27 protein-coding genes are annotated in these 23978 nt (G+C 29.2%); 20 read left to right on the top strand and 7 right to left on the bottom strand.

The window, feature by feature from the left end; translation table 11 throughout:
- Window positions 1-13 precede the first annotated feature (13 nt).
- Window positions 14-1990, top strand: a complete 1977-nt coding sequence (locus BCB68_RS06285; RefSeq protein ID WP_094079996.1) for a PTS fructose transporter subunit IIABC — start codon at window positions 14-16, stop codon at window positions 1988-1990.
- 403 nt (window positions 1991-2393) lie between these two features.
- Here BCB68_RS06285 and BCB68_RS06290 read toward each other — a convergent pair whose 3' ends face one another.
- Window positions 2394-2786 carry a hypothetical protein gene (locus BCB68_RS06290; protein ID WP_094079997.1) on the bottom strand — a complete coding sequence of 131 codons (393 nt, stop codon included), beginning with the start codon at window positions 2784-2786 and terminating at the stop codon, window positions 2394-2396.
- Window positions 2787-3292: 506 nt separating this feature from the next.
- Here BCB68_RS06290 and BCB68_RS06295 point away from each other — a divergent pair.
- The 17 genes from BCB68_RS06295 to BCB68_RS06375 all read left to right on the top strand — a co-directional run bounded on the left by BCB68_RS06295 (window position 3293) and on the right by BCB68_RS06375 (window position 17778).
- On the top strand, window positions 3293-4039 hold the full coding sequence (locus tag BCB68_RS06295; RefSeq protein ID WP_094079998.1) for a class I SAM-dependent DNA methyltransferase: 747 nt from the start codon (window positions 3293-3295) through the stop codon (window positions 4037-4039).
- Window positions 4040-4057: 18 nt separating this feature from the next.
- Window positions 4058-4414, top strand: a complete 357-nt coding sequence (locus tag BCB68_RS06300; protein ID WP_094079999.1) for an AtpZ/AtpI family protein — start codon at window positions 4058-4060, stop codon at window positions 4412-4414.
- 9 nt (window positions 4415-4423) lie between these two features.
- Window positions 4424-4816 carry a hypothetical protein gene (locus BCB68_RS06305; protein WP_094080000.1) on the top strand — a complete coding sequence of 131 codons (393 nt, stop codon included), beginning with the start codon at window positions 4424-4426 and terminating at the stop codon, window positions 4814-4816.
- Between the two features lie 237 nt (window positions 4817-5053).
- Window positions 5054-5959, top strand: coding sequence for a F0F1 ATP synthase subunit A (atpB, locus tag BCB68_RS06310; protein WP_094080001.1), 906 nt, complete (start codon window positions 5054-5056; stop codon window positions 5957-5959).
- A 78-nt stretch (window positions 5960-6037) separates the two neighbouring features.
- Entirely contained in the window at window positions 6038-6283 is a 246-nt protein-coding gene (gene atpE, locus BCB68_RS06315; protein WP_068156643.1) for an ATP synthase F0 subunit C, read from the top strand.
- 24 nt (window positions 6284-6307) lie between these two features.
- Window positions 6308-7639, top strand: a complete 1332-nt coding sequence (locus BCB68_RS06320) for a hypothetical protein (protein WP_094080002.1) — start codon at window positions 6308-6310, stop codon at window positions 7637-7639.
- A gap of 30 nt (window positions 7640-7669) precedes the next feature.
- Window positions 7670-8164: a F0F1 ATP synthase subunit B gene (atpF, locus tag BCB68_RS06325; protein WP_094080003.1), complete on the top strand. Its 495-nt coding sequence runs from the start codon at window positions 7670-7672 to the stop codon at window positions 8162-8164.
- A 4-nt stretch (window positions 8165-8168) separates the two neighbouring features.
- Entirely contained in the window at window positions 8169-8693 is a 525-nt protein-coding gene (gene atpH / locus BCB68_RS06330; protein WP_237048578.1) for an ATP synthase F1 subunit delta, read from the top strand.
- Between the two features lie 17 nt (window positions 8694-8710).
- Window positions 8711-10216 carry a F0F1 ATP synthase subunit alpha gene (gene atpA, locus BCB68_RS06335; protein WP_094080005.1) on the top strand — a complete coding sequence of 502 codons (1506 nt, stop codon included), beginning with the start codon at window positions 8711-8713 and terminating at the stop codon, window positions 10214-10216.
- 14 nt (window positions 10217-10230) lie between these two features.
- Window positions 10231-11091, top strand: a complete 861-nt coding sequence (gene atpG / locus BCB68_RS06340) for an ATP synthase F1 subunit gamma (protein WP_094080006.1) — start codon at window positions 10231-10233, stop codon at window positions 11089-11091.
- A 42-nt stretch (window positions 11092-11133) separates the two neighbouring features.
- Window positions 11134-12531, top strand: a complete 1398-nt coding sequence (gene atpD / locus BCB68_RS06345) for a F0F1 ATP synthase subunit beta (protein WP_094080007.1) — start codon at window positions 11134-11136, stop codon at window positions 12529-12531.
- A 73-nt stretch (window positions 12532-12604) separates the two neighbouring features.
- A complete protein-coding gene (gene atpC / locus BCB68_RS06350) occupies window positions 12605-12994 on the top strand; it encodes an ATP synthase F1 subunit epsilon (protein ID WP_094080008.1) in 390 nt (129 codons plus the stop codon).
- A gap of 49 nt (window positions 12995-13043) precedes the next feature.
- Entirely contained in the window at window positions 13044-14054 is a 1011-nt protein-coding gene (locus BCB68_RS06355; protein ID WP_094080009.1) for a DUF4912 domain-containing protein, read from the top strand.
- Between the two features lie 68 nt (window positions 14055-14122).
- Window positions 14123-14878 (top strand): NAD-dependent protein deacylase, encoded by a 756-nt coding sequence (locus tag BCB68_RS06360; RefSeq protein WP_237048579.1) that lies wholly within the window; start codon window positions 14123-14125, stop codon window positions 14876-14878.
- A 69-nt stretch (window positions 14879-14947) separates the two neighbouring features.
- Window positions 14948-16000 carry a phosphomevalonate kinase gene (locus BCB68_RS06365; protein ID WP_094080010.1) on the top strand — a complete coding sequence of 351 codons (1053 nt, stop codon included), beginning with the start codon at window positions 14948-14950 and terminating at the stop codon, window positions 15998-16000.
- Between the two features lie 99 nt (window positions 16001-16099).
- Window positions 16100-17101: a type 2 isopentenyl-diphosphate Delta-isomerase gene (gene fni, locus BCB68_RS06370; RefSeq protein ID WP_094080011.1), complete on the top strand. Its 1002-nt coding sequence runs from the start codon at window positions 16100-16102 to the stop codon at window positions 17099-17101.
- 14 nt (window positions 17102-17115) lie between these two features.
- Complete coding sequence (locus BCB68_RS06375; protein ID WP_094080012.1) at window positions 17116-17778, top strand: HAD-IB family phosphatase; 663 nt, start codon at window positions 17116-17118, stop codon at window positions 17776-17778.
- Window positions 17779-17909: 131 nt separating this feature from the next.
- On the opposite strand, the gene alr is transcribed toward BCB68_RS06375, so the two are convergent.
- From alr to recA, 6 genes are all read right to left on the bottom strand, one after another.
- Window positions 17910-19049: an alanine racemase gene (gene alr / locus BCB68_RS06380; protein WP_094080013.1), complete on the bottom strand. Its 1140-nt coding sequence runs from the start codon at window positions 19047-19049 to the stop codon at window positions 17910-17912.
- Window positions 19049-19645 (bottom strand): XTP/dITP diphosphatase, encoded by a 597-nt coding sequence (locus BCB68_RS06385; protein ID WP_094080014.1) that lies wholly within the window; start codon window positions 19643-19645, stop codon window positions 19049-19051. The genes alr and BCB68_RS06385 overlap by 1 nt, the downstream gene beginning before the upstream one ends.
- 47 nt (window positions 19646-19692) lie before the next feature.
- Window positions 19693-20436 (bottom strand): lysophospholipid acyltransferase family protein, encoded by a 744-nt coding sequence (locus tag BCB68_RS06390; protein WP_094080015.1) that lies wholly within the window; start codon window positions 20434-20436, stop codon window positions 19693-19695.
- 42 nt (window positions 20437-20478) lie between these two features.
- On the bottom strand, window positions 20479-20742 hold the full coding sequence (locus BCB68_RS10890) for a hypothetical protein (protein WP_442915273.1): 264 nt from the start codon (window positions 20740-20742) through the stop codon (window positions 20479-20481).
- Between the two features lie 95 nt (window positions 20743-20837).
- Window positions 20838-21038 carry a hypothetical protein gene (locus BCB68_RS10895; RefSeq protein ID WP_237048580.1) on the bottom strand — a complete coding sequence of 67 codons (201 nt, stop codon included), beginning with the start codon at window positions 21036-21038 and terminating at the stop codon, window positions 20838-20840.
- Between the two features lie 53 nt (window positions 21039-21091).
- Complete coding sequence (gene recA / locus BCB68_RS06400; RefSeq protein WP_094080016.1) at window positions 21092-22207, bottom strand: recombinase RecA; 1116 nt, start codon at window positions 22205-22207, stop codon at window positions 21092-21094.
- A gap of 183 nt (window positions 22208-22390) precedes the next feature.
- On the opposite strand from recA, the gene dapB reads away from it, so the two are divergent.
- Both dapB and dapD read left to right on the top strand, forming a co-directional pair.
- Window positions 22391-23134 (top strand): 4-hydroxy-tetrahydrodipicolinate reductase, encoded by a 744-nt coding sequence (gene dapB, locus BCB68_RS06405; protein WP_094080017.1) that lies wholly within the window; start codon window positions 22391-22393, stop codon window positions 23132-23134.
- Window positions 23135-23225: 91 nt separating this feature from the next.
- Window positions 23226-23924 (top strand): 2,3,4,5-tetrahydropyridine-2,6-dicarboxylate N-acetyltransferase, encoded by a 699-nt coding sequence (dapD, locus tag BCB68_RS06410; RefSeq protein WP_094080018.1) that lies wholly within the window; start codon window positions 23226-23228, stop codon window positions 23922-23924.
- The last annotated feature ends 54 nt before the right edge of the window (window positions 23925-23978 follow it).

Genomic DNA, 23978 nt, shown 5'->3' on the forward strand with positions numbered 1-23978 from the left:
AAGGTGGAAAGATATGAGAATATCAGATTTATTAATAAAAGATAGAATAAATCTTGACATAAAATCAAGTGATAAGCCAAGTGTTATAAGAGAATTAGCAAGACTTCACGAAAAAACAGGTGTTTTAAATGATTACGATGGATATGTAAAAGCGCTTGAAGCAAGAGAAGAACAAAGTTCAACAGGAATTGGAGAAGGAATTGCTATTCCTCATGCAAAGACGGAATTTGTAAAAGAACCAGCTCTTGCAATGGGAAGAAAAATGAGTGGAATTGACTACGATTCATTGGACGGAGAACCTGCAACATTGTTCTTTATGATTGCAGCACCAGATGGAGCGAATAATACTCATATTGAGACATTAGCTAGACTTTCACAGTTATTATTGGATGATGATTTTAAAGAAGCTTTGGAAAAAGCTCCAACAGCAGATGCAGTTTTAGATATTATCAATAAAACAGAAGCGGAAAAATTCCCAGATGAAGCTAAAAAAGAAGAGATGAAAAAAGTGCCGGCATCGGTAGCTAACTCTTCGTCTTCAGATGATGAACCTTACATTATTGCAGCAACAGCTTGTCCAACAGGGATTGCGCATACATATATGGCAGCGGCAGCCTTGAAAAAAGCAGCTGAAGAAATGGGAGTAAAAATAAAAGTAGAAACAAATGGAGCAGACGGTAGAAAAGATGTTTTGACAAGCGATGACATCAAGAAAGCAAAAGGTGTTATTTTAGCGATAAATAGAAATATTGAAGTGGATAGATTTGATGGAAAACCGTTAATTCAAGTGGAAGCAAAAGAAGGAATTAATAATGCAAAAGCGTTAATTCAACAAGTCTTAGATGGAAAAGCACCTATTTTCCATGCAAGTGGTTCTTCGGAAGCTTCTTCAGGTGAAGAGGCTTCAAGTGAGAAAAAAGGACTTTACAAACACTTATTAAGTGGAGTTTCTTATATGTTGCCGTTGGTAATAAGTGGAGGAATTTTGATTGCATTGGCGTTTTTGGTTGATACGTTGACAGGCCATGCAAATGCAGGATCTAATTTTGGTACAACAAATGCAATGGCGAAATTGTTGATGACAGTTGGAAAAGCGGCATTTGGATTGTTCTTGCCAATTTTAGGTGGATACATAGCGTTTAGTATGAGTGAAAGAGCTGCGTTAACTCCAGGACTTGTTGCAGGATTCTTAGCAACTCAGCCAATAGTAAAAGATGGTCCAGTTTCAGGATTTATTGGTGCATTAATTGGTGGATTTTTAGCAGGTGTAGTAGTTAAACTTTTAATAAAAGTATTGTCAGGATTGCCAAGATCATTAAATGGATTAAAAATGATTTTATTATATCCAGTATTATCAGTATTAATAACAGGAACAATAATGTGGGTAGTTGTTAATCCGATAGCTACTTTCATAAATGTTTGGTTAAATAATGGTTTGGCTTCAATGCAAGGAGCAAGTGCAATATTATTAGGAGCAATATTAGGTGGAATGATGTCAGTAGACATGGGTGGACCTATAAATAAAGTAGCATATGTATTTGGAACAGGAACATTGACAGCAGCAACAATGACTTCGGGAGGAACTTTCTCAATGGCGGCAGTCATGGCTGGAGGAATGGTTCCACCAATAGCAATTGCATTGGCATCTACACTGTTTAAAGATAAATTTACTGCACAAGAAAGAGAAGCAGGACTTACAAACTACATTATGGGATTCTCATTTATTACAGAAGGTGCAATTCCTTATGCGGCAGCAGATCCTACAAGAGTAATACCTGCAAGTATTGTAGGTTCAGCAGTGGCAGGAGCTTTAATTGGATTATTCAGAGTTAAAATACCAGCACCACATGGCGGAATTTTAGTAATGGGATTAAGTAAGACTGCAAATGGTGGAAACGGTTTCTTCTTGTATTTATTCGCAGTTGTAGTTGGTGCGATTATATCAGCAATATTGCTAGGATTATTAAAGAAAAAAGTAGATGAAAAATAGATTTTATTTAATATAGTCGAAATTATTTTAATTGTTTTATTAATTTTGAAAAAGTGTAAAATAATTACAAAATAAAAAATGTACCAAAGAAGCGGAAGATGTGAAATTGGAAGATTTGGAGGTGCATTTTTTTTATTTATAGAAAAATTAAATTCATATTTTTAAAGAAAAAAAGATGAAGTTGCCTCATAAAGTAGTTAGAATTACTAAATATATGGAACAGACCCTAACAGTATTATATATATTTTCTTTTCTTTTTTCTTTCTCTTAATTTATGAACAAAGTATAACATAAAATATAAAAAAAATTATAATAATTGCTAAAATAAATAAGGATTAACTTATATTCTATGAAAAAGTTAATCCTTTTTAAATTAATTAAGATTAAATATTTAATTTTTAAATTACATATTTTTTGTTTTTAATTTTTTCAATATTTTTCTTAAAATATCATCACTGATTTTTTGTAAAAGTATTTCAAAATGTTCGTATTTTTCTTTTTCAGTTGAGTGGAAAATCAAGAAATATAAATCCGAATAAAAATTTTTCTTTTCTGAAAATATTTCAAATTCCCCACAATCTATCACCTTGTCAGTCTTTATTACTACAAACTCCCCATTTCTTTTTTTATTCTTAAGAAAATAAACTCCAAAAGCCAAATTTTTAATCTGTATTTTAATTATATTTTCATCTAAAATATCAAATTCATTTATACAGAACTTATTTTTTATTTTTTGCTTAAATTCTTCTAAATTAGCAATATTTAAACAAAGTGTCTTGTTTTCAATATTACTCATTAATCTCCTCCTTTTTCCTTATTTTTTATTTTAACAAATTCTAATATATTTATAAAAAATAGGCAAGGTATATTTTGTTATATTCTTAAATTATAAATATACTTTTTTATATGGATTATATGATTTATAAAAATTAATTTAAAATTAAAATATTAAATGTTATTATTCTATAGTGTATTAATACAGGATTATTAACATTAAAAAATTTTCAATTCCTTAAAATAAATTTTGAATTTTCAATTGTGAATATCTAAGCTTAAATCCAAATAGATAGCTAGGCTGTAAATTTACGGTGTCAAAGTAATGGTAGCACTTAAGCCTCATTTTTTATCTCTTTAGTATATTTTAATTAATTTTAAAATAAAAAAAGTCGAATAAAAATTCAGATGATTTTTTCGTATAATATGTTTCTTAATAATAATTTATATTATTATCAACGTGTTTTTTGCTAAAATTTTGTGTTATAATATAACTAAAATTAAAGAGAGAAAAGAAAGGTGAGAAATATGGAACATAAAGAATTTGCGGAAATTTATGATATATTCATGAAACACGTAGATTATGACAGCTGGTATAATTTTCTTAGGAGTTTTATTAGGGAAAAAGGAACTTTGCTGGATTTGGGATGTGGAACTGGGGAGTTTTCAGTTCGGTTTTTGAGAGATGGATTTTCAGTAACTGGAGTTGATTTATCGGAGAAAATGTTGGACATTGCGGAGAAAAAAATAGCTGATAAAAAACTTGAAAATTGCGACTTTAAACTTATAAAAGAAAATATTATAGATTTTGAGAGTACTTTTAAAAATGGTGAAATTTGCCAAGTTGACAATATTATTTGTAATTTTGACACGGTAAATTATTTGAAAAATGGAAGCGAATTTGAAAAGTTTTTGGAAAAATGTTCTAAAAATTTGAAAAAAGATGGATTTTTAATTTTTGATGCCGTCACGGAAGATATTTTTTCTGAAATTTTTGAAAATGATGTATTTTTGGATGAAGAGCCTGAATATACGAGTATTTGGCGTCACGAAAAACTTTCGCAAAGAAAACATCTTGTGGAAATAGATTTGTTTGTCAGGGAAAATTCCAATGATAATTTATTTAGAAAATACAATGATATTCAGTACAAATTTATTTATGATCCGAAGTGGATAATTAAAACTGCTCAAAAAAATGGATTTGAAATATTTGACACGGCGAGTAATCCTGAATTTGGGGAGAGCCGAATATTTTTTGTATTAAAAAAAATATAAGTTAGGAGAAAAGTAAATATGTCAGAAAATAAAAAAAATTTTAATATAAATGAAAAAAATACAGACAAAAAAAATATTGATGAAGAAGAAAAAAGAAAAGAAAGAATTTATGAAATTGAAAAAAAACTTGGACGGCACAATGAAAATGAGAAAAAAAATCGAAAAAGAAATAATAAACTTATAAAATATTTTGCACTAGCTACAAATATGGTTTATACTTTATCCGTGCCAGTACTTCTTATGTTAGGATTTTATATGCTTTTAAAAAAGTTTTTATTTAAAACTGATCAGCCGATAGTTTTAGTTATATTTCTTGTGATTGGCGCGGTTTCAGGTTATTGGTCTTTAATTAAACAAATTAATAATATAAAGTGAGGAGTAAAAATGTTTGAAAATATGCCTTGTGAAATAAGAAAAAATTATAAACTTTCAATTTATATTACAATAATTGTATTTTTTATTGGACTTGTTTTTAAAATTGTAGAACTTTACTTTGGATTTTTTGTGGGAGGAATAATTTCATTAATAAATGTTAGGCTTCTTATTTCGGGAATAAATAAGATTTTGTACTTTAAAAATAATCCAAAATTACGTGGAAATTTTGAGCTTTGGAAAAGACTTTTAGTTTTTTGCATCGGAATGTTTATTGTTGGAAAAGTCAGCCAGAGATATTTTGTGGGGCATGTACTGACAAATCTTTTATTTACTGGGATTGGAGCGACAAATTATAAACTCTCGATTATTTTGAATAATTATTTAAAAAAAATTAAACAATAATTATTTTTGTATTAATAAAACATTGTGTTATTTTATTGAAAAATAGATTAAAATATCTAAATAAAAAGACTTGATTATGATACAAAGTCAATAAAATCAAGAAAAAGTGAAATTTTAAACTAAAGAATAAAATTTGCAAAAAAAAAATAATTGGAGTATAATGAAAGTACGAGTGAAGTTTTTAATCTTTTTGCTCCAAAAATAAAAAAGAACTCTTAGAAGAAAGGAGGAAAATTGATGAAAAATAAAGTTTTTAAATTTATTGGACTCTTAATTCTTATGATGGTGATTGTAAATGTTATTTTGGCAATTGTAAGTACGGTTTTGCCGATTAATTTTGAATCGCCGAGTTCAGTTGTAGAGCCCCCGCATTATTTTAATTTTATTATCGGCAGCTTTAAATTCTCGCTAAGTCAGACAGTATTAAATACTTGGGTTTTAATGCTTGTAATAATGTTCATTATAAATTTGGGGACAAAAAATGCAAGTGTAAAAAATCCAAGCAAAATGCAAATTATAATGGAAGAATATTATAATTTTATTGAAAATACATTTCTTACAACTTTTGGAAAATATAAAAAGAAATATATTCCATTTTTTGCGGCACTATTTGCCTTTATAATGTTTTCAAATTTATGTGGATTTCTATTTCCGTTTGTGATAATGATTTTAAAAGGACAGCATGGAATGGAAATAAAACCATTTTTTAGAACGCCGACAGCTGATCCAAATACGACAATTGGACTGTCACTTGTAGTAATTGTTCTTTTTTTAACAGTTTCTATAAAAAAAGGCGGATTTAGAGCATATTTAAAATCGTTGTTTGAGCCAATGTGGTTTATGTTTCCGCTAAATATTGTTGACATCTTTTCAAAAGTTTTGAATACATCAATGCGTTTATTTGGGAATATGCTTGCAGGATTAGTAATCGTGGGACTTTTATACAGCCTTGTGGGGCATCAGTTGTTTCAGTCTATAACGAATAATTTATTAAAAGGAAATTTCTCGTTCGCAGTGGGTTGGACAATGATTTTACAACTATATTTAGATTTATTTATAGGAATTGTTCAAGCGTTTGTCTTTACAGTGTTGTCATCCGTTTATATCAGTGAAGGATTAGGCGAAGAAGAGGAAGATGAATAATTTAAGATAAATTTGAATATCAAAGAGTATAAAGAATAAAAAACTAATAAAAAAAATAAAAAAATAGGAGGATTTAAAATGGCAGCAACAGCAGAAATCATTAATGCAGCAGCATTATTAGGAGCAGGAATAGCAGCAATAGGAGGAGTTGGAGCAGGACTTGGGCAAGGAATTGCAACAGGATATGCAGTAGAAGCTATTTCAAGACAACCTGAAGCAAAACAAGATATTATGCAGACATTAATTACAGGATTGGCAATTACTGAGTCATCAGCAATTTATGCATTAGTAATCGCATTCTTATTAATTTTCTTAAAAGGATAGTTCTTATATTTTTAAAGAAAGGTTGTGAGTGTCATAAATTTAAAAAAAATAACAATAGGATTGTATTTAATTACATTTTTTAATATATCTTTTGGAGTGGCAGTAAATAACCAAACACAAAAAAAATCTGAAACTACAAAACCTAAAACAGTAACTCCAAAAAAAGGAACAGGAACGCTGAAAAAGGAGACTGGCGATAAATCAAAAGAAACAAAAGAGGTAACTAAGCAGACAACTACAAAGAAAACGGCTGGAAGTACCCAAAAAAATGACACAAAAATTACAAAACCAGCACCAAAAAGTTCAGCTACAACAAAGACAAAATCTGTTAAAACACCAGCAAAAACAGTTGATAAAAAAGTAGACACAAAATCGATGCCAAAAACTTTAAATCCAGTAAATAATAAAAAGCTTCCTAAAATAATGGGAAAAAAGACTTCTGATGAAAAAAATCCAGAAAATAAAAAGAATAACAATAAGTCATCTGGAAAAAAAACAACTGAGGGAAAGTCAAATAATAGTGGAATAAATAAACCATCGAGTACTAAGGGTTTAAGTGATGTAGAGATAGGAAAAGATATAAATAAAACTAAGAAATCAATTGAAAAAGAGTTTTCTGGTAAAAAAGAAAATATGAAAATTTTAGAGAAATCGCAAAAAATGGTAGATGATAAAATTGAAAAAGATAAACAAGTTGATAGGGTAAAAATAGATAAAATTACAAAAGTAAATCCTGAAAAAATATTGTCTTTCACTAAAAATTCGGAAGAAATTTTAGCAAGTGCAACTATGGTGTCAACTGAAAATTATAAAATTTTATTTACTGGAATTAATGAGGTCAATTCTGATGAAAGTAGTGAACTTACAAAATCTGATAAATTAAATACAAGTTTTGTTGCTGGTTTTCAGATAAAAAAACCAGAAATTGAACTGGAAAGCGTAAAAGTTTATTTGATTATATCTGAAAAAAGTGAAAAATTATTGATTTCTTCAAAAGTTCCAGAAAATAGAGTAAAGAGAGAAGAAAATAAACCTTTTGTGGAAGAATGGGGAACTGAAGTTGGTAAAAATTCTAAAATAAAAGGGTTTGGAAACGAGAAAGACCAAAACCCTGTCAGTTGGAATGGAGAATCGGACATTATTGGTACAGTTAGTTTAAGAAATTTGTTAAAAGATAATAAAATTGATTTAGAAAAAGTAAAAATTTCTAAATTAAAAGATCTGTTTGCATTAAGCAACAAAAAATATCGTTATTTATTTAAGTTTGTGATAAAAGCTAAAGGAAAAGAAGAGGAAGTTATTTTTCAACCTGGTATTTTGAATATAAAATTAATAGGGGGTAAAAATATAAAATAAAAAATAATTCTAAAAAATTAAGGAGAAAAAATGAATGAAGGAGCAAAATTAGTAAATATTGATTTTACAATGGCTATTCAAATAATAAATTTTTTAGTATTAGTCTATTTTTTCACGCGGGCATTTTCAAAAAAAATTGGAAAAATTTTGGAAGATAGAAAAAAAATGGCGTTATCAGAAATGGAAATCGTTGAAAATGAAAAAGAAAAATTGGAAGAAAAAAAGAAAAATATTGAAAAGTTAAAAAAAGAATCCAAAAGACGTGCAAATGACATTTTGATAAAAGCTGAAAGACAAGCTGATGAAAGAAAAGATCAAATTATAAATTTGGCTATGAATAACCGTGAAAGAATGATGATGAAAGCGGAAGCTGATATTGAAAAAATGCGACAAAAAGCTAAATTTGAGTTGCAAAAAGAAGTCGGAGAAATGGCTGTGGATCTTGCAGAAAAAATTATTAAAGAAAATATTGATAAAAGTCAAGATAAAACAATTGATAAATTTATTGATGGATTAGGAGATTAAAATTATGGAAGACGAGATTGCAAAAACATATGCCAAAGCTATCTATGATATAGCAAAATCTTCTAATAAAATAGATGAAGTTCGAGAAGTGCTTAATATTTTAATTGAAAAATATTCAGAAGAAGAACAGTTTAGAAGAATTTTAGAAAATCCGATAATTAAATTTTCTGAAAAGGAAGAGTTTTTAAAAAAATCTTTTAGTTTTGCTAGTGCAGAGTCAATTAAAGTGGTAAGATATATCATTAAAAAAAATAGATTATCTTCAGTAGCGAAAATAAAAGCTAAATTTTTGGAAATTTATTACAAGGAAAATAATAAACTTCCTGTGACAGCTATATTTGCAAAAAAATTATCAAATGAACAGGAAAAGAAATTAACAAAAAAATTGGAAAAAAAATACAATAAAAAAATTGTATTAAATTTAGTTGTTGATAAAAGTATAATTGGTGGAGGAATCATAAAGGTAAACGATGAAATAATTGATGGTTCAATAAAAAATCAAATAAGCGATATGAAAAAAGTTTTTTAGAAATGGAGGTGCTTTTTTTGAAGATTAAACCAGAAGAGGTAAGTAAGATAATTCGTAGCGAAATAGAAAATTACAAAAATAAAATTGATATTTCCAACACTGGAACAGTTCTCGAAGTTGGAGATGGAATTGCTAGAATTTATGGATTAAGTGATGCTATGTCTGGAGAACTATTAGAATTTGAGAATGGTGCAACTGGAATGGCTCTAAATCTAGAAGAAAGCAATATCGGAGCAGTTATTTTTGGAGAAACAATCGGAATAAAAGAAGGAAGTTTAGTAAAGGGAACAGGAAAAGTTGCACAAGTGCCTGCTGGAGAAGAATTACTTGGAAGAGTTGTAGATGCACTGGGAAATGCTATTGATGGAAAAGGTGAAATAAAAGCTAGTAAATATATGCCAATAGAAAGACAGGCTTCTGGAATAATAGCAAGAAAACCTGTAAGTGAACCGCTGCAAACTGGAATAAAAGCAATTGACGGAATGTTTCCAATTGGAAAGGGACAAAGGGAACTTATAATTGGAGATAGACAAACTGGAAAAACAGCAATAGCAATTGACGCAATAATAAATCAAAAAGAAAATGACACGATTTGTATTTATGTTGCAATTGGACAAAAAAGATCGACAGTTGCACAAATTTATAGAAAATTAGAGGAAACAGGAGCGCTTGACTACACTATAATTGTGGCGGCAACAGCGTCAGAATCTGCACCGCTTCAATATTTGGCACCATATGCGGGAGTGGCAATGGGAGAATATTTTATGGATAATGGAAAAAGTGTTTTGATAATTTATGATGATTTGTCTAAACACGCTGTAGCTTATCGTGAAATGTCTTTACTGCTTAAAAGACCGCCTGGAAGAGAAGCCTTTCCTGGAGATGTATTCTATTTGCACTCAAGACTTCTTGAAAGAGCTGCAAAATTAAGTGATAAATTGGGTGGTGGCTCAATTACGGCGCTACCGATTATTGAAACAAAAGCTGGAGATATTTCGGCATATATTCCAACAAATGTAATTTCGATTACAGATGGACAGATTTTCTTGGAAACTGATTTATTTAATTCAGGATTTAGACCAGCGATAAATGCAGGAGTTTCTGTATCAAGGGTCGGTGGATCAGCACAAATAAAAGCGATGAAACAAGTTGCTTCAAAAGTGAAATTGGAACTTGCACAATATAATGAATTACTTGCGTTTACACAATTTGGTTCAGACTTGGACAAAGCGACAAGAGATCAATTAAATCGTGGTTCTAAAATAATGGAAGTATTAAAACAAGGACAATACAGTCCGTATAAAGTGGAAGAACAAGTAATTTCATTTTACTGTGTAACAAATGGATTTTTTGACGATGTTCCAACAGAAAAAGTTCGACAGTTTGAAAGAGAATTAATTGATGCACTTTCAAGCAAAACGATTATTTTGAAACAGATTTTGGAGAAAAAACAGATTGATGATGAAATTAAAAATTCTTTAAATGACTTTATTCAAGACTTTAAAGAAGAGTATGTCTGGTAAGTAGGTGAAAAAATATGGCTGCAAATATGAAAGAAATAAAAGAGAGAATTGACAGCGTAAAAAATACGAGTCAAATCACAAATGCGATGAATATTGTTTCTTCTACAAAATTTAAAAAGTTTCAAGTATTGACGCTAAAATCTCGTAGTTATGCGGAGACACTGGATATAGCGTTTGATAACTTAGTTGCGGGATTAAAAGGTAATAAATTTGTAATATTCGATGGAAAATCTCAGGTAAAAAAAGTTGGAATTATTGTTATGACTTCAGATAGAGGGCTTTGTGGAAGTTTTAATTCAAATACGCATAGAAAACTTGAAGAAATGAGAAGAAATTTTCAAAAAGAAAATAAAGAGATTTCTGTAATTACAATCGGAAAAAAGGCGAAAGATTATTGCAAAACAAGAAATATAGATGTCGATAGTGAATACACACAAATGATACCTGAGACTATGTTTGAAAAAGCAAAAAAAATAAGTGAAGATGTTGTACAGTTTTATTTGGATGACTACTATGACGAAGTTTATTTAATTTACTCAAAATTTGTATCAGCGGTAGAATATAATATCCAGACAGAAAAATTACTTCCAATTGAAAAAAAGGAAGGGCTTCCAACAAAAGAGTATATGTTTGACCCATCGGAAGATGAAGTGCTAAATGCGTTTATTCCACAAGTTTTAAACATAAAATTGTATCAGGCTCTTTTGGAAAATTCTGCAAGTGAACATTCAGCCAGAATGTCAGCAATGAAGCAAGCCAATGACAATGCTGCAGATATGATAAAAAAATTGGAAGTGCAGTACAACAGAGAGCGTCAAGGACTTATAACACAGGAATTGACCGAAATAATCGGAGGTTCATCGGGAGTACAGTAGAAATTAAATTTACATAAACAGAAAGGAGAGCGAAATTAATCAATGAATAAAGGTAAATTAGTTCAGGTAATTGGACCAGTTATAGATGTAAGATTTGAAAATGAATTGCCAGACATTTATAACGCTTTGGAAGTCCAAACAAAGAGTGGTAAATTAGTTGCAGAAGTACACTCACACAACGGAAACAACGTAGTAAGAGCAGTAGCGATGTCTGGAACTGACGGATTAAGACGTGGGCTGGAAGTAATTGACACAGGAAAACCTATTCAAGTACCAGTTGGTAGAGATACTTTGGGAAGAATATTCAATGTTTTGGGAGAAACGGTTGATGATGGAGAACCACTTGATAATGAAAGCGTTCTAAAAGAGTCAATTCACAAAGAAGCACCATCTTTTGAAGAACAAGGAACAGACACAGAAATCTTGGAAACTGGAATAAAAGTTGTAGATTTATTAGCGCCATATTTAAAAGGTGGAAAGATTGGACTTTTTGGAGGTGCAGGAGTAGGAAAGACTGTGCTTATTCAAGAGTTAATTAATAATATTGCAAAAGGACACGGAGGACTTTCTGTTTTTGCAGGAGTAGGAGAACGTACAAGAGAAGGAAGAGATTTGTATAATGAAATGACTGAAAGTGGAGTTATAGATAAAACTGCCTTAGTATACGGACAAATGAATGAACCACCTGGTGCAAGACTAAGAGTAGGTTTGACAGCACTTACAATGGCTGAATATTTTAGAGATAAGGAAGGACAGAATGTACTTTTATTTATCGACAACATTTTCAGATTTACTCAAGCTGGAGCGGAAGTTTCGGCACTACTTGGAAGAATGCCATCAGCAGTTGGTTATCAGCCAAATTTGGCAACTGAAATGGGAGCGTTGCAAGAAAGAATTACTTCAACAAATGCAGGTTCAATTACATCAGTTCAAGCTGTATACGTACCAGCGGATGACTTGACTGACCCAGCACCGGCAACAACGTTTGCACATTTGGATGCAACTACGGTGCTTTCAAGACAGATTGCTTCACTTGGAATTTATCCAGCGGTCGATCCGCTTGATTCTACATCGAGAATATTGGAACCAGAGATTGTTGGAAATGAACACTATAAAGTTGCGAGAGATACTCAGAAAGTGTTGCAAAGATATAAAGAATTACAAGATATAATCGCTATTTTGGGTATGGATGAATTGGATGAAGAAGATAAATTAACCGTAAACCGTGCAAGAAAAATTCAAAGATTTTTCTCACAACCATTTTCTGTTGCAGAACAGTTTACTGGAATGAAAGGGAAATATGTACCTTTAAGGGAAACAATTCGTGGATTTAAAGAAATTTTGGACGGACTTCACGATGATTTGCCAGAACAGGCATTTTTATATGTAGGAACTATTGATGAAGCGGTTGCAAAAGCAAGAGAATTGATGGCAGAATAAAATGAGGAATTAGGAGTATTAATGTGCTCCTTTTTCGTGTTTATAAAATTTTTTAGTTGTTAAAGGAGGGAAGATGGCTACAGAATTTATTTTAAAAGCAGTAACTCCGGAAGGTCTTGTGTTTGAGAAGCCGGTAACTTTCGTGAAGCTTAGAACAGAAAATGGAGATATTGGAATTCTTGCCAAACATATAAATTTTATTTCCCCAATCGGTGCTGGAGAAATGGTAGTTAGGGAAAATGACAAAGAGGAAGTTACATATTATTTGGAAGGTGGATTTTTAGAAGTAAGACAGGATAAAGTTGTAATTTTGGGGGAAACTTTGGTTGAATCAACAAAAGCTGAAGCTGTCAAAAGAGCAAGAAATGCTGCAATTGAAATTGCAAAAAAACATAAAATTCAAGAAGAACGTGATATTTTAGGGACTAAAAAACGACTTCAAAGTAATTTGACAAGAAAGTAAATTTAATGTAAAATATAGGTATAAAAAATTTATGGGAGGCGGTGTTATCATGGTGCAAAAAAATCGTAGGGCAAAAAGAACACATTATAGAAATTATGTAAATAAAAAATTTACAATGAATAAAAAAATAGAAAGAGAATTAAGAAAAATATTAAACTTCGTTCCATTTGAAGTTGTTGAACGAATGTTGATAGTAAAATCTTTAAAAAATATTTTTGAAATAAAAAGAAGCAAAGTTTTTTATAGAAATTTTATAAATAAAAAACTAATAGGAAGTTTAGGTAAAAAATATAGAAAAATTTTTAGAGAAATATCCTTTAATTATGAAAGTATGACAGTAGATCAAATAAAAAAAAGACATACCGAAACAGAAATAAATCGTTCAAAATTTGCGATAGGAACAGAATTTGATGGAAATTCTAATCACGGAGATATTTATTTTGATAAATCACCGCTTCCATCTTCATACTTTGTAGATGAAATAGTTCTTATGCCAAAAAATCCAACAACATTGTTTGCTTATTGGGAAATTAGGGAAGATACATTTAGAAGATTGTCGAATGACAACAATGTAGTTGATAATATAATTATTAAATTGTTTAAAGATGGACAAGAATACAGAAAAATAGTAAGGCATGAAAGAATTGGTTCGCATTATATTACAGGAATTGATGTAAACGAGCATTATGAAGTTTCAGTTGGATATGAAGATATTTATGGAAATTTTTCTGAAGTAGCGCATTCAGTTGAGGCAATTTCACCAAATGATAAAATATCTGATAATTTAGACTTATTATGGGGAACTGTAAAAGAAGATAAAAATACTAATCAACTTATAAAATATATAAATATTCCTGTGATGACACCAGAAAATAAAGAGTTCTTGGAACTTTCTGGAGAATTTGAAGATGAAACAGGAGATGAATTTATTTATGAAATAATAAGAAGATTGAGAAAAGTTGGTTCATCTGAAATTTTAGTCGAAGAAGAAGCATTAAAAGGAAGAACATTGAAATCAAAACCAGATAGGCTTGATATGAGTGGAGCTAGAAGTAGTTAATGAGCAATTAATTTTGAGAGAATAAAATGTTCTCTCATTTTTTTTCGATTAAATCGCAAATAGGGGAGATGAAAATAGTGGATATGGAAAGTTTTGAAAAGACAAGCAAATTGAGAAAAATAATAGAAGAAAGTAAAAAAATTGTATTTTTTGGAGGAGCTGGAGTTTCCACAGAGTCTGGAATTCCTGATTTTAGAAGTGCAAATGGAATTTATAGTCAAAAGTTGAATAGACATTTTTCACCTGAAGAGCTGATTTCACACACAATGTATTTAAAATATCCAGAAGATTTTTATGATTTTTATAAAAAAAATTTAATTTATAAAAAAGCTAAACCCAATTTTACACACTTTTATTTAGCTAAACTGGAAAAAGAAGGAAAACTGAGTGCTGTTGTAACTCAAAATATTGACTGTCTGCACGAGATGGCTGGAAGTAAAAATGTTTTGAAAGTGCATGGCACAATTGATAGAAATATTTGTACAAAATGTGGAAAAGTCTATAATTTAGACGAGTTTTTGAGTTTTTGCGAAAGGGAAAAAATTCCACATTGTCCTGACTGTGGTGGAGTTATAAAGCCAGATGTGACTCTTTATGAAGAAGGTCTAAATATAGAAGTCTTTTCAGAAGCGATAAGACAAATTTCAAATGCTGATACTTTGATTATCGGCGGAACATCTTTAATCGTTCATCCAGCAGCTTCATTGATTCAATATTTTAATGGAAAAAATCTCGTTTTAATTAACAAAAGCTCAACTGATAAAGATTATTTGGCAAATTTAGTCATTCACGATAAAATTGGAGAAGTTTTTAAAAAATTATAATTGACAAAATATATTAAAATGGTAAAATATTATAAATAATTTAAATTTTTTGGAAAGTGAAAATTTTAGATGGAAGATAAAAATAATAATGGAAATAGGGATAAAAATAAAAAAATAAATATAAAAACTTGTGGAAAACTTTATATTGCTGGAGAATATGCCGTATTAAACTGTGGAAATAGTGCGATTATAAAAAATGTTGATATTTTTATGAATGCACAAATAAATTTTTCTAAAAATTCAGAATATCATATATTTTCAGATATGTTTGATTATTTAGTTACACTTAAATACGATAAAAATTATTCATTAATTCAAAATACGATAAAAAATGTAAATGATTTTTTGATTTTAAGTAAAATAAATCCAGAGCCAATTGATTTAAAAATAACTGGAAAAATGGAGAAAAATGGGAAAAAATATGGAATCGGATCAAGTGGAAGTGTTGTAATTTTGGTAATAAAAGCTATGTTTGAGTTATATTATAAAAAATTAAATAAAAAATTTTTTTCAAAAGAAATAATTTTTAAATTGGCAGCTTATACATTGCTAAAATTGGGAGATAATGGCTCAATGGGAGATTTAGCCTGTATTTCTTATGAAAATATGGTATTTTACACATCTTTTGACAGGGAAAAAATAAAAGAATTTATTGAAAAAAAAGATTTAAAAGAAGTTTTGGAGATGGACTGGGGATATAAAATTGAAGAGATAAAATGTGGAATTGAATGCAATTTTTTAGTTGGCTGGACGAAAAAGCCGTCAATTTCTAGTGAAATGATTAAAATTGTGAAATCTTCAATAGATAAAAAATTTTTAAGTGAAGTTCAAGATATTGTAAATAATTTGAGAGAAGCTATTATTAACGGAGAAAAAGAAAAAATAAAAAAATTGATTGAAAATAATGGAAATATTTTGAAAAAATTAAATGAAAATATTTATAGTTTAGAATTGTTAAAACTTGTCCAAGCTACACAAGGACTTGATATATGTGCTAAAAGTAGCGGTTCTGGCGGTGGCGACTGTGGAATTGCGATTTCTTTTGATGAAAATGACAGTAAAGAATTGATTAAGAGATGGGAAAAATTGGAAATAGAGATAATATTTTCTGGAAAATTATAAAAAATGGATAAATTAAATAAATAAATTAAAACTTAAAAATAAATAAATAAAAAATTTAAGAATTTAAATATTAAATAAAAGAAAGGAAAAAATTTATTTATGAAAAGAAAAGATGATCACATTAAGTTTGCTCTACGGTGTAAAAGTGATTATAATAGCTTTGACGATGTTCAGTTGGAGCACAGTTCACTGCCAAAATATAATTTGGAAGAAATTGATTTATCGACAAATTTTGCAGGACATAATTTTAAGTTTCCATTTTTTATCAATGCAATGACAGGTGGAAGTGAAGCTGGAAAAAATATCAACGAAAAATTGGCTAAAATTGCAAATGAATGTGAAATTTTGCTTGTAACTGGTTCATACAGCGCAGCACTGAAAAATAAAGATGACGATTCATTCAAAATTGTGCGAAAAAATAATAAAAATTTATTACTTGCGACAAACATCGGAATTGATAAAGATTTCACAAGTGGACAAATAGCGATAAAAGAATTAAATCCAATATTCTTGCAAATTCATATAAATCTTATGCAGGAGCTCATAATGCCTGAAGGAAGTCGAAATTTTAATGAATGGGAAAGTAATTTGGGAAATTTTATAAAAAATATAAAAGTTCCGTTGATTTTAAAAGAAGTTGGCTTTGGAATGGACAGCAAAACCATTGAAAAAGCGATAGAATTGGGAATAAAAACAGTGGATATAAGTGGTCGTGGCGGAACAAACTTTGCTTATATCGAAAATATGCGCCGTAAAAATCATTTTGAATATTTGAATGACTGGGGAAAGACGACGGTTCAAGCACTTTTGGATGCAAAAAAGTTTGATGGAAAAGTTGAAATTGTTGCAAGTGGCGGAGTGAGAAATCCGCTTGATGTAATAAAATGCCTTGTATTAGGAGCAAGTGGCGTTGGAATTTCAGGGACAATTTTAAAATTTTTGAGTGAATATTCTACAGATGAAATTATAGAAATTTTGAATAGCTGGAAACATGAGTGTAAAATGATAATGTGCGCTTTAAATACGAAAAATTTAAATGAATTAAAAAATGTGAAATATTATTTGTATGGAAAAACACTAGAGTATTATAAAAATTTATAAAGAGGAGCTGATTTATGAAAAAAAAATTAGTTGTGTATGATTTTGACAAGACAATTTACGATGGAGAAACTGGAGTTAATTTTTCGGTATTTTATTTAAAAAAATATCCGCTAAAATCTATCTTATTTTTGATTACTTATTCCAGATATTTATTTTTGTATCTTTTTAAAATTGTAAATTTGTCAAAAATAAAGGAAAAATATTTTAAATTTTTGGAATCTCATACAAAAAAGGAAATACAGGATTTGATTGATGAATTTTGGGAAACAAAAAAAAGTAAAATTTATCCTTGGGTAAAAGAAGAGTTAAAAAAAAATAAAAAAGAAGCCGACTTTGTCATTGTGAGTTCAGCAAGTCCGTTATTTTTAATCGAAAATTTTTTACTCTCACAAGGATTTGATGTGATTTTTGGAACAAAATTTGTGGGAGATAATCAAAAAAAATTTGTTGCTCAAATTAATGGGAAAAATAATAAAGGTGATGAAAAAGTAAAAAAATTAAACAGATGGGCAAAGCAAAATAATTATGAAATTGAAATAGTGAAATTTTATTCTGATAGCCTTGCTGACAAGCCTTTGTATGATATTGCAAAGCAAAAATTCTGGATAAAAAGGGGTAAAATTTTAGAAGGAATGCCAAAGAGAAAAACTTTAATTGATAAATTATTTTGGAACTAAAAAAATAAAAATATAAAAAATGAAAAGATTGTTCTAATTTTAGAGCAATTTTTTTATAAAAAAGTAAAAATAATAACAAAAAAAAGATTAATTTATAAAATTAATCCCAATTAATTATAAAAATCTTTTTTTCAATCAATTTTAAAGTTGGTCAAAACATCATCTTGTATAGTATTTGCCCATTTCGCCATCTGTCTTAATGTTATTTTATTTTTCCAGCTTTTCTTATTTCCAACAATTAAAACTTCATCTCCAATTTTTACATCTTGAATATCAGTTAAATCAATAAAAATCATATCCATACATATTTCGCCCAAAATATTTGCTTTTTTGTCATTTACAAGCACATACGCACAGTTTTTTTTATTTTCAATTTGTTTTGGAAGTCCGTGTGCATAACCTATTGCGACAATTCCAACTTTTGAATCTCTTTTCAAAATTCCTTTATTTCCATACGAAACTTTTTCATCTTTTTTCACTTCACGAATATTTATAATTTTTGATTCCACTAAAATGGCATTTTCCAAACCGACATCGTAAGAAAGCGGCTCTAAACCATAAATTGCCATTCCAACACGGCAAAAATCATAGTTATATTTTTTTTCGTATTTAAATAACAGCGGACTTGCTTGTAAATGTCTATATTTATATTTTATTTCGTTATCGTCAAAAATTTTTAAAATTTTTTCAAATTTTTTTACTTGCTTTTCAGTTTCGGTTTTATTTTCAGCTTCAGAAATATGTGAAAAAATCGAGATAATTTCCAATTTAAATTTTTTATCCTTCAAAAATTCAGAATTTATTTTTTTAATTTCTTTTATTATTTCAAAAACTTCATTTTCATCAAATCCAAGTCGATTCATTCCGCTATTTATTTTTATGTGAATTCTTAATCTTAAACAGACATTGTTTTTTAAATTATTTAAAATATCAATATAATCATAAAATTGTTTTTTACTGAAAACTGTTATTTCAAAACCATTTTTAATCGCTATTTCTAGCTTTTGCGGTTCCACATAGTTAAGTGTCATCACATTGCAACTATTTTTTTTGTCTAATTTTTTTAAAATCTTAAAAACTTTCATAGCTTCTTCAAGATAAGCTACCGCAAAATAATTAAAGTTATTTTTTATCAAAATCGGCAAAATTTTTTCTATTTTTAGACCGTAAGCATCATCTTTTATAACACAAATCACATTTTTATTAATAGAGCGAATTTTTTCCAAATTTTTTTTTATGCTTGAGTTATTTATTTTTAAATTTACTAACATTATTTTTTACTTTCCAAAATTTTTGATTCAATTAATTTTCTAAAGGCTCTTCCTCTGTGACTCACAGATTTTTTTTCCTCAGGCGAAGCAACACCAAAACTTTTTTTCAAATCATATGAATAAAACAGCGGATCATATCCAAATCCTCCATCTCCACAATTCTCAAACAAAATTTCCCCATCAGCTCTTCCAGAAAAAGACTCAACTTTGCCATCTGGAAAAGCAATACTTACAACTGAGATAAAATGTGCTGTTCTTTTTTCTTTTGGTACATCTTTCAAATTTTGTAAAAGTTTTTTGTTATTTTTTTCATCATTTCCATCTTCTCCCGCATATCTCGCTGAAAAAATTCCAGGCTCTCCATTTAATGCGTCAACGCAAAGACCAGAGTCATCAGAAATTGTTGTAATTTTTATAAATTTAGAAATTTCAAGCGCTTTTTTTTGTGAATTTTCTTCAAAAGTAGTTCCATCTTCCACCACATCTGGTATTTCTATATCGTCCAAAATCGACAAAACTTCGATATTCATTCCTTCAGTCAGCTTTTCAAAATCTTTAATCTTTCCTTTATTTTTTGTAGCTAAAAATATTTTCATTATTTTTCTCCTAAAAATTGCTTTCTATGTCTGTAATTTTTTTTAATTTACATTTTATATTTTTTTAAATTTTCTCTTATTATGTCATTCACGATTTTATGAATATTTTTTTGTTCTTGAATTGGCAAATTAGTAAGATCAATAGGTTTGTCAACTATTACTTTAATATTTTTGTTACCTTTAACTTTCAAGCTTTTTTTACTTTGAACTTCATAAGTTCCACAAATTGTTAACGGTAAAATTCTTACTTTGCTGTCTTTTGCAAGTTTAAAACTTCCTTTTTTAAATTCTCCGACTTCTCCATTTTTAGTTCTGCTTCCTTCTGGAAAAATTACATAAGAATATCCGTCTTCTACTTTTGAAATTGCATTTTTCATATCTTTCATTCCTTGACGAGCATTTTTTCTATCCAAAAAGATACAGTTTAATGCTTTCATCCAGCCACCGATAAGAGGCCAATTCTTCATTTCTTTTTTTGCAATAAAAGCAAAATCTAGTGGTAAATATCCAAGAAGAGTTGGAATATCTAAATTACTTTGATGATTTGAAATTAAAATGATAGGTTCTCCTGTTTCCTTTATTTTTTTTATTTCTTTTTCACAGTCATTTTCGTAAATGACTTTCACTTTACTCCCTGATGCCCAAACTAAATTTTTTCCCCAGTTTGTTCCAACTTTACGAGCAAAGTTGTGAGCATCTCGACCTTTTTTAAAAAGTAATGTCGGAGCCCTAAAAATCATTCCATATAGAAATGTTCCTACAAGTATAAAATGGTAAAATATTGTTCTCATTTTTTACTCTCCTTATTCAAAATTTATTTATAAAATTTTATTTTAAAAATGTGATTTATATTCTTTAATTTTTTCAAATATTTTGTCCAGTGAAAATCCTTGTCTTGCCAAAAATTGTATAAATTTTTGTTCTTCTTTTAGTTGTTTTAAATATTCTTCTTTTTTTAAGTCAGAATTTTTGTAAGCCAATTTTTTTTCATTTTTTTTGATTAAAGTCTCAAGCCTTTTGTCGTCAATGTTTTCTTCAGTTTCCAATTCTTCATATGCAAGTTCTACTATTTTTTTTTCAATTCCTTTTTGTATCAAATTGTAAGTAATTCTATTTTTTCCATATTTTTTATTTTTTATGTAGGAAATTGAGTAGTCTAAGTCATTTACATATCCTAGTTCTTCTAATTTTTTTATCGCTTTTTTATTGAATTTTTATTTTGATATTTTTCTTCTAATTTTTTGTAAAGTTCTTTTTTAGTTCTGTCTTTTAAAGAAATTAGAAAAATCCCTTTTTCTAAGGCAGCCTCATATGAAATATCATCATAGAGGCTAGAAATATCATCATTTACTTTTAATCCATATTTTTGCTTTATAAATGGACTTATATCCATTATCTCTTCCGTCGATAAATACAGTTTATTTCTTGATATTTTTTTTATTATCATTAATTTTTCATTTCATTGGAATCGCTAGAATTATTTTGACTTTCTGTATTTTCCATATTTTCAGAGCTTTCAGCCATAACATTAAGTCCCAATTTTTCTCTAATTTTTTCCATAACTTGAGCTTCGATTCGTGAAAATAACTCGGTATTTTCTTTTAACATCTTTTCAACATTAATTCGACCTTGACCTAATTTCTCATCTCCATAAGCAAACCAAGAACCACTTTTTGAGATAACTCCAAAATCAATTCCAGCGTCCAGTATTTCTCCAATTTTTGAAATTCCTTGTCCGTACATCACATTAAATCTAGCTTCTTTAAACGGCGGTGCAACTTTATTTTTAGTAACTTTGACTAAAACTTCATTTCCAACCATTTCATCCCCTTGTTTTACTGAACCAACTCTTTTTACCTCCATTCTCACTGTTGAAAAGAATTTTAGTGCACGACCTCCTGAAGTAGTTGTCTGAACTCCTGGAACAAATGAAAATCCACCAATTTTTTCTCTTATCTGATTGATAAAAATCATAACTGTATCAGATTTTGCAATAGTTCCTGTCAATTTTCTAAGCGCTTTTGACATAAGCCTTGCTTGAAGTCCCATTTGCTGATCTCCCATTTCACCTTCAATTTCCGCTTTTGGAACAAGAGCTGCAACAGAATCTACCACAATTACATCCATAGCTCCACTTCGTACAAGCATATCAGCAATTTCAAGAGCCTGCTCCCCTGTGTCAGGTTGAGAAATTAAAAGTTCGTCAATGTTTACTCCCAGCGCTTTAGCATAGACAGGATCAAGTGCATGTTCAGCATCAATAAATCCTACAACTCCGCCTTCTTTTTGAGCTTCTGCAATGATATGCAGTGCAAGAGTCGTTTTTCCAGAAGACTCAGCTCCATAAATTTCAACGATTCTTCCTCTTGGAACACCTCCTACACCAAGTGCTATATCTAAATTTATACTCCCAGTAGAAATGGCTTTTATGTTCATTTTATGATTTTCTCCAAGTTTCATGATAGCACCTTCACCGTAGTCTTTTTGTATTTGTTTCAGTGCTAAATCTAACATTTTCTCTTTATTTTCTTTATTTTTTTCATCAATTTTTTTCTTAGCCATTATAACAACCTCTCCTTTATTTTTTATTTTTTTCAATTTATATTATATCATAAATTTAAAGTTTTTATAAATTTATTTTTCTCTTAATCTTTTATTTTTTAAAATTGACCGACTGTACAAAATATTAAAAATTTAGTATAATATATTAAATTAAGTACTTTTTATTCAAAAAAAGGAGAAAATATGAAAATAGTAGTTTATGGTGCTGGGGTTATGGCACAATATGTAAAGGAATCTATAATAAACAGTAAAAATGAATTTGTAGGTTTTGTTGATCCACTTGGAAAAGGGGATTTTGTTAATTTAAAAGGAGAAAATTCAAATGTGGAATATGATGCAATAATTGATTTTTCGCATTTTAGCTTAATCGATGATGTCTTGGAAGCGGGAATTGCTAAAAAAGTTCCAGTTTTGGTGGCAACAACTGGTCATACGGAAGAGCAATTAAAAAAAATTGAAAAAGCTGCAGAATTAATTCCTGTAATTAAAGCAACGAATACTTCGCTAGGAGTAAATATTGTAAATGAAATAGTTGCATTTGCTACAAAATTATTAAAAGATTTTGATATTGAAATTGTGGAAAAACATCACAACAGAAAAATTGACGCTCCAAGTGGGACAGCTTCAACACTTTTAGAAATTGTAAAGGAAAATTTGAATGACGGAAATGATTACAGAACAGTTTACGGAAGAGAAGGATACAGTAAAAGAGCTGAAAAAGAAATAGGAGTTCATGCAATTCGTGGAGGAAATATTGTAGGAGAACATACTGTTATTTATGCAAAAAATGATGAAATTATTGAAATAAAGCACGAGGCGTTGTCAAGAAAAATGTTTTCTGATGGTGCAGTAAAAGCGATAGAATTTTTAAGTGGTAAAAATGCTGGAAAATATACTATGAGAGATGTTTTGGGAATAAACAAATAAAATATTTGTTGTAAAATTTTAAAAAAAGTGGTAAAATAAACAAAAAATGTAATATGATTAAATTTTGAAAATATTAAAAAATGGAGGGAAGATGACGGAGTTAGAAAAGTCAAAAGCTATTATTCAATATATCGCCGATGCAAAAAAGACAACACCTGTAGAACTTTATACAGATGAAGAAATAAAAGATTTTTATTCTTGTAAAGTTATCGGAAAAGATGGATTAAAAGTTGTTTTTGGTGATTGGGAAGAAATAGAAAAAATCATAAATGAAAATAACTTACAAAATTATTATTTAAAAAATGACAGAAGAAATTCTGGAGTTCCTATGCTTGATATGAAAAATATTAATGCTAGAATTGAGCCAGGAGTATTTATTAGAGATAAAGTTAGTATTGGTGACAGAGCTGTAATAATGATGGGTGCAGTTATAAATATTGGCGCTGAAATCGGTGAAGGAACAATGATTGATATGAATGTTGTTTTAGGCGGAAGAGCCAAAGTTGGTAAAAACTGTCACATCGGTGCAGGAGCAGTGCTAGCTGGAGTTATCGAGCCGCCTTCAGCAGATCCAGTTGTGATCGAAGACGATGTAGTTGTAGGAGCAAATGCAGTAGTCTTAGAAGGAGTCAGAGTTGGAAAAGGTTCAGTAGTTGCGGCAGGAGCAATAGTTACGCAAAATGTTCCAGAAGGTGTCGTAGTTGCAGGAACACCAGCTAGAATTATAAAGGGAGTTGACGCTAAAACAGCTTCAAAAACTGAATTAGTTGACGCTTTAAGAAATTTATAGAAATTTATCATTTAAATTATTTAAAAATAGATAAATCAAAATTAGGAGGAAATT

It is taken from the genome of Leptotrichia sp. oral taxon 498 (assembly GCF_002240055.1).
Classification (GTDB): domain Bacteria; phylum Fusobacteriota; class Fusobacteriia; order Fusobacteriales; family Leptotrichiaceae; genus Leptotrichia; species Leptotrichia rugosa.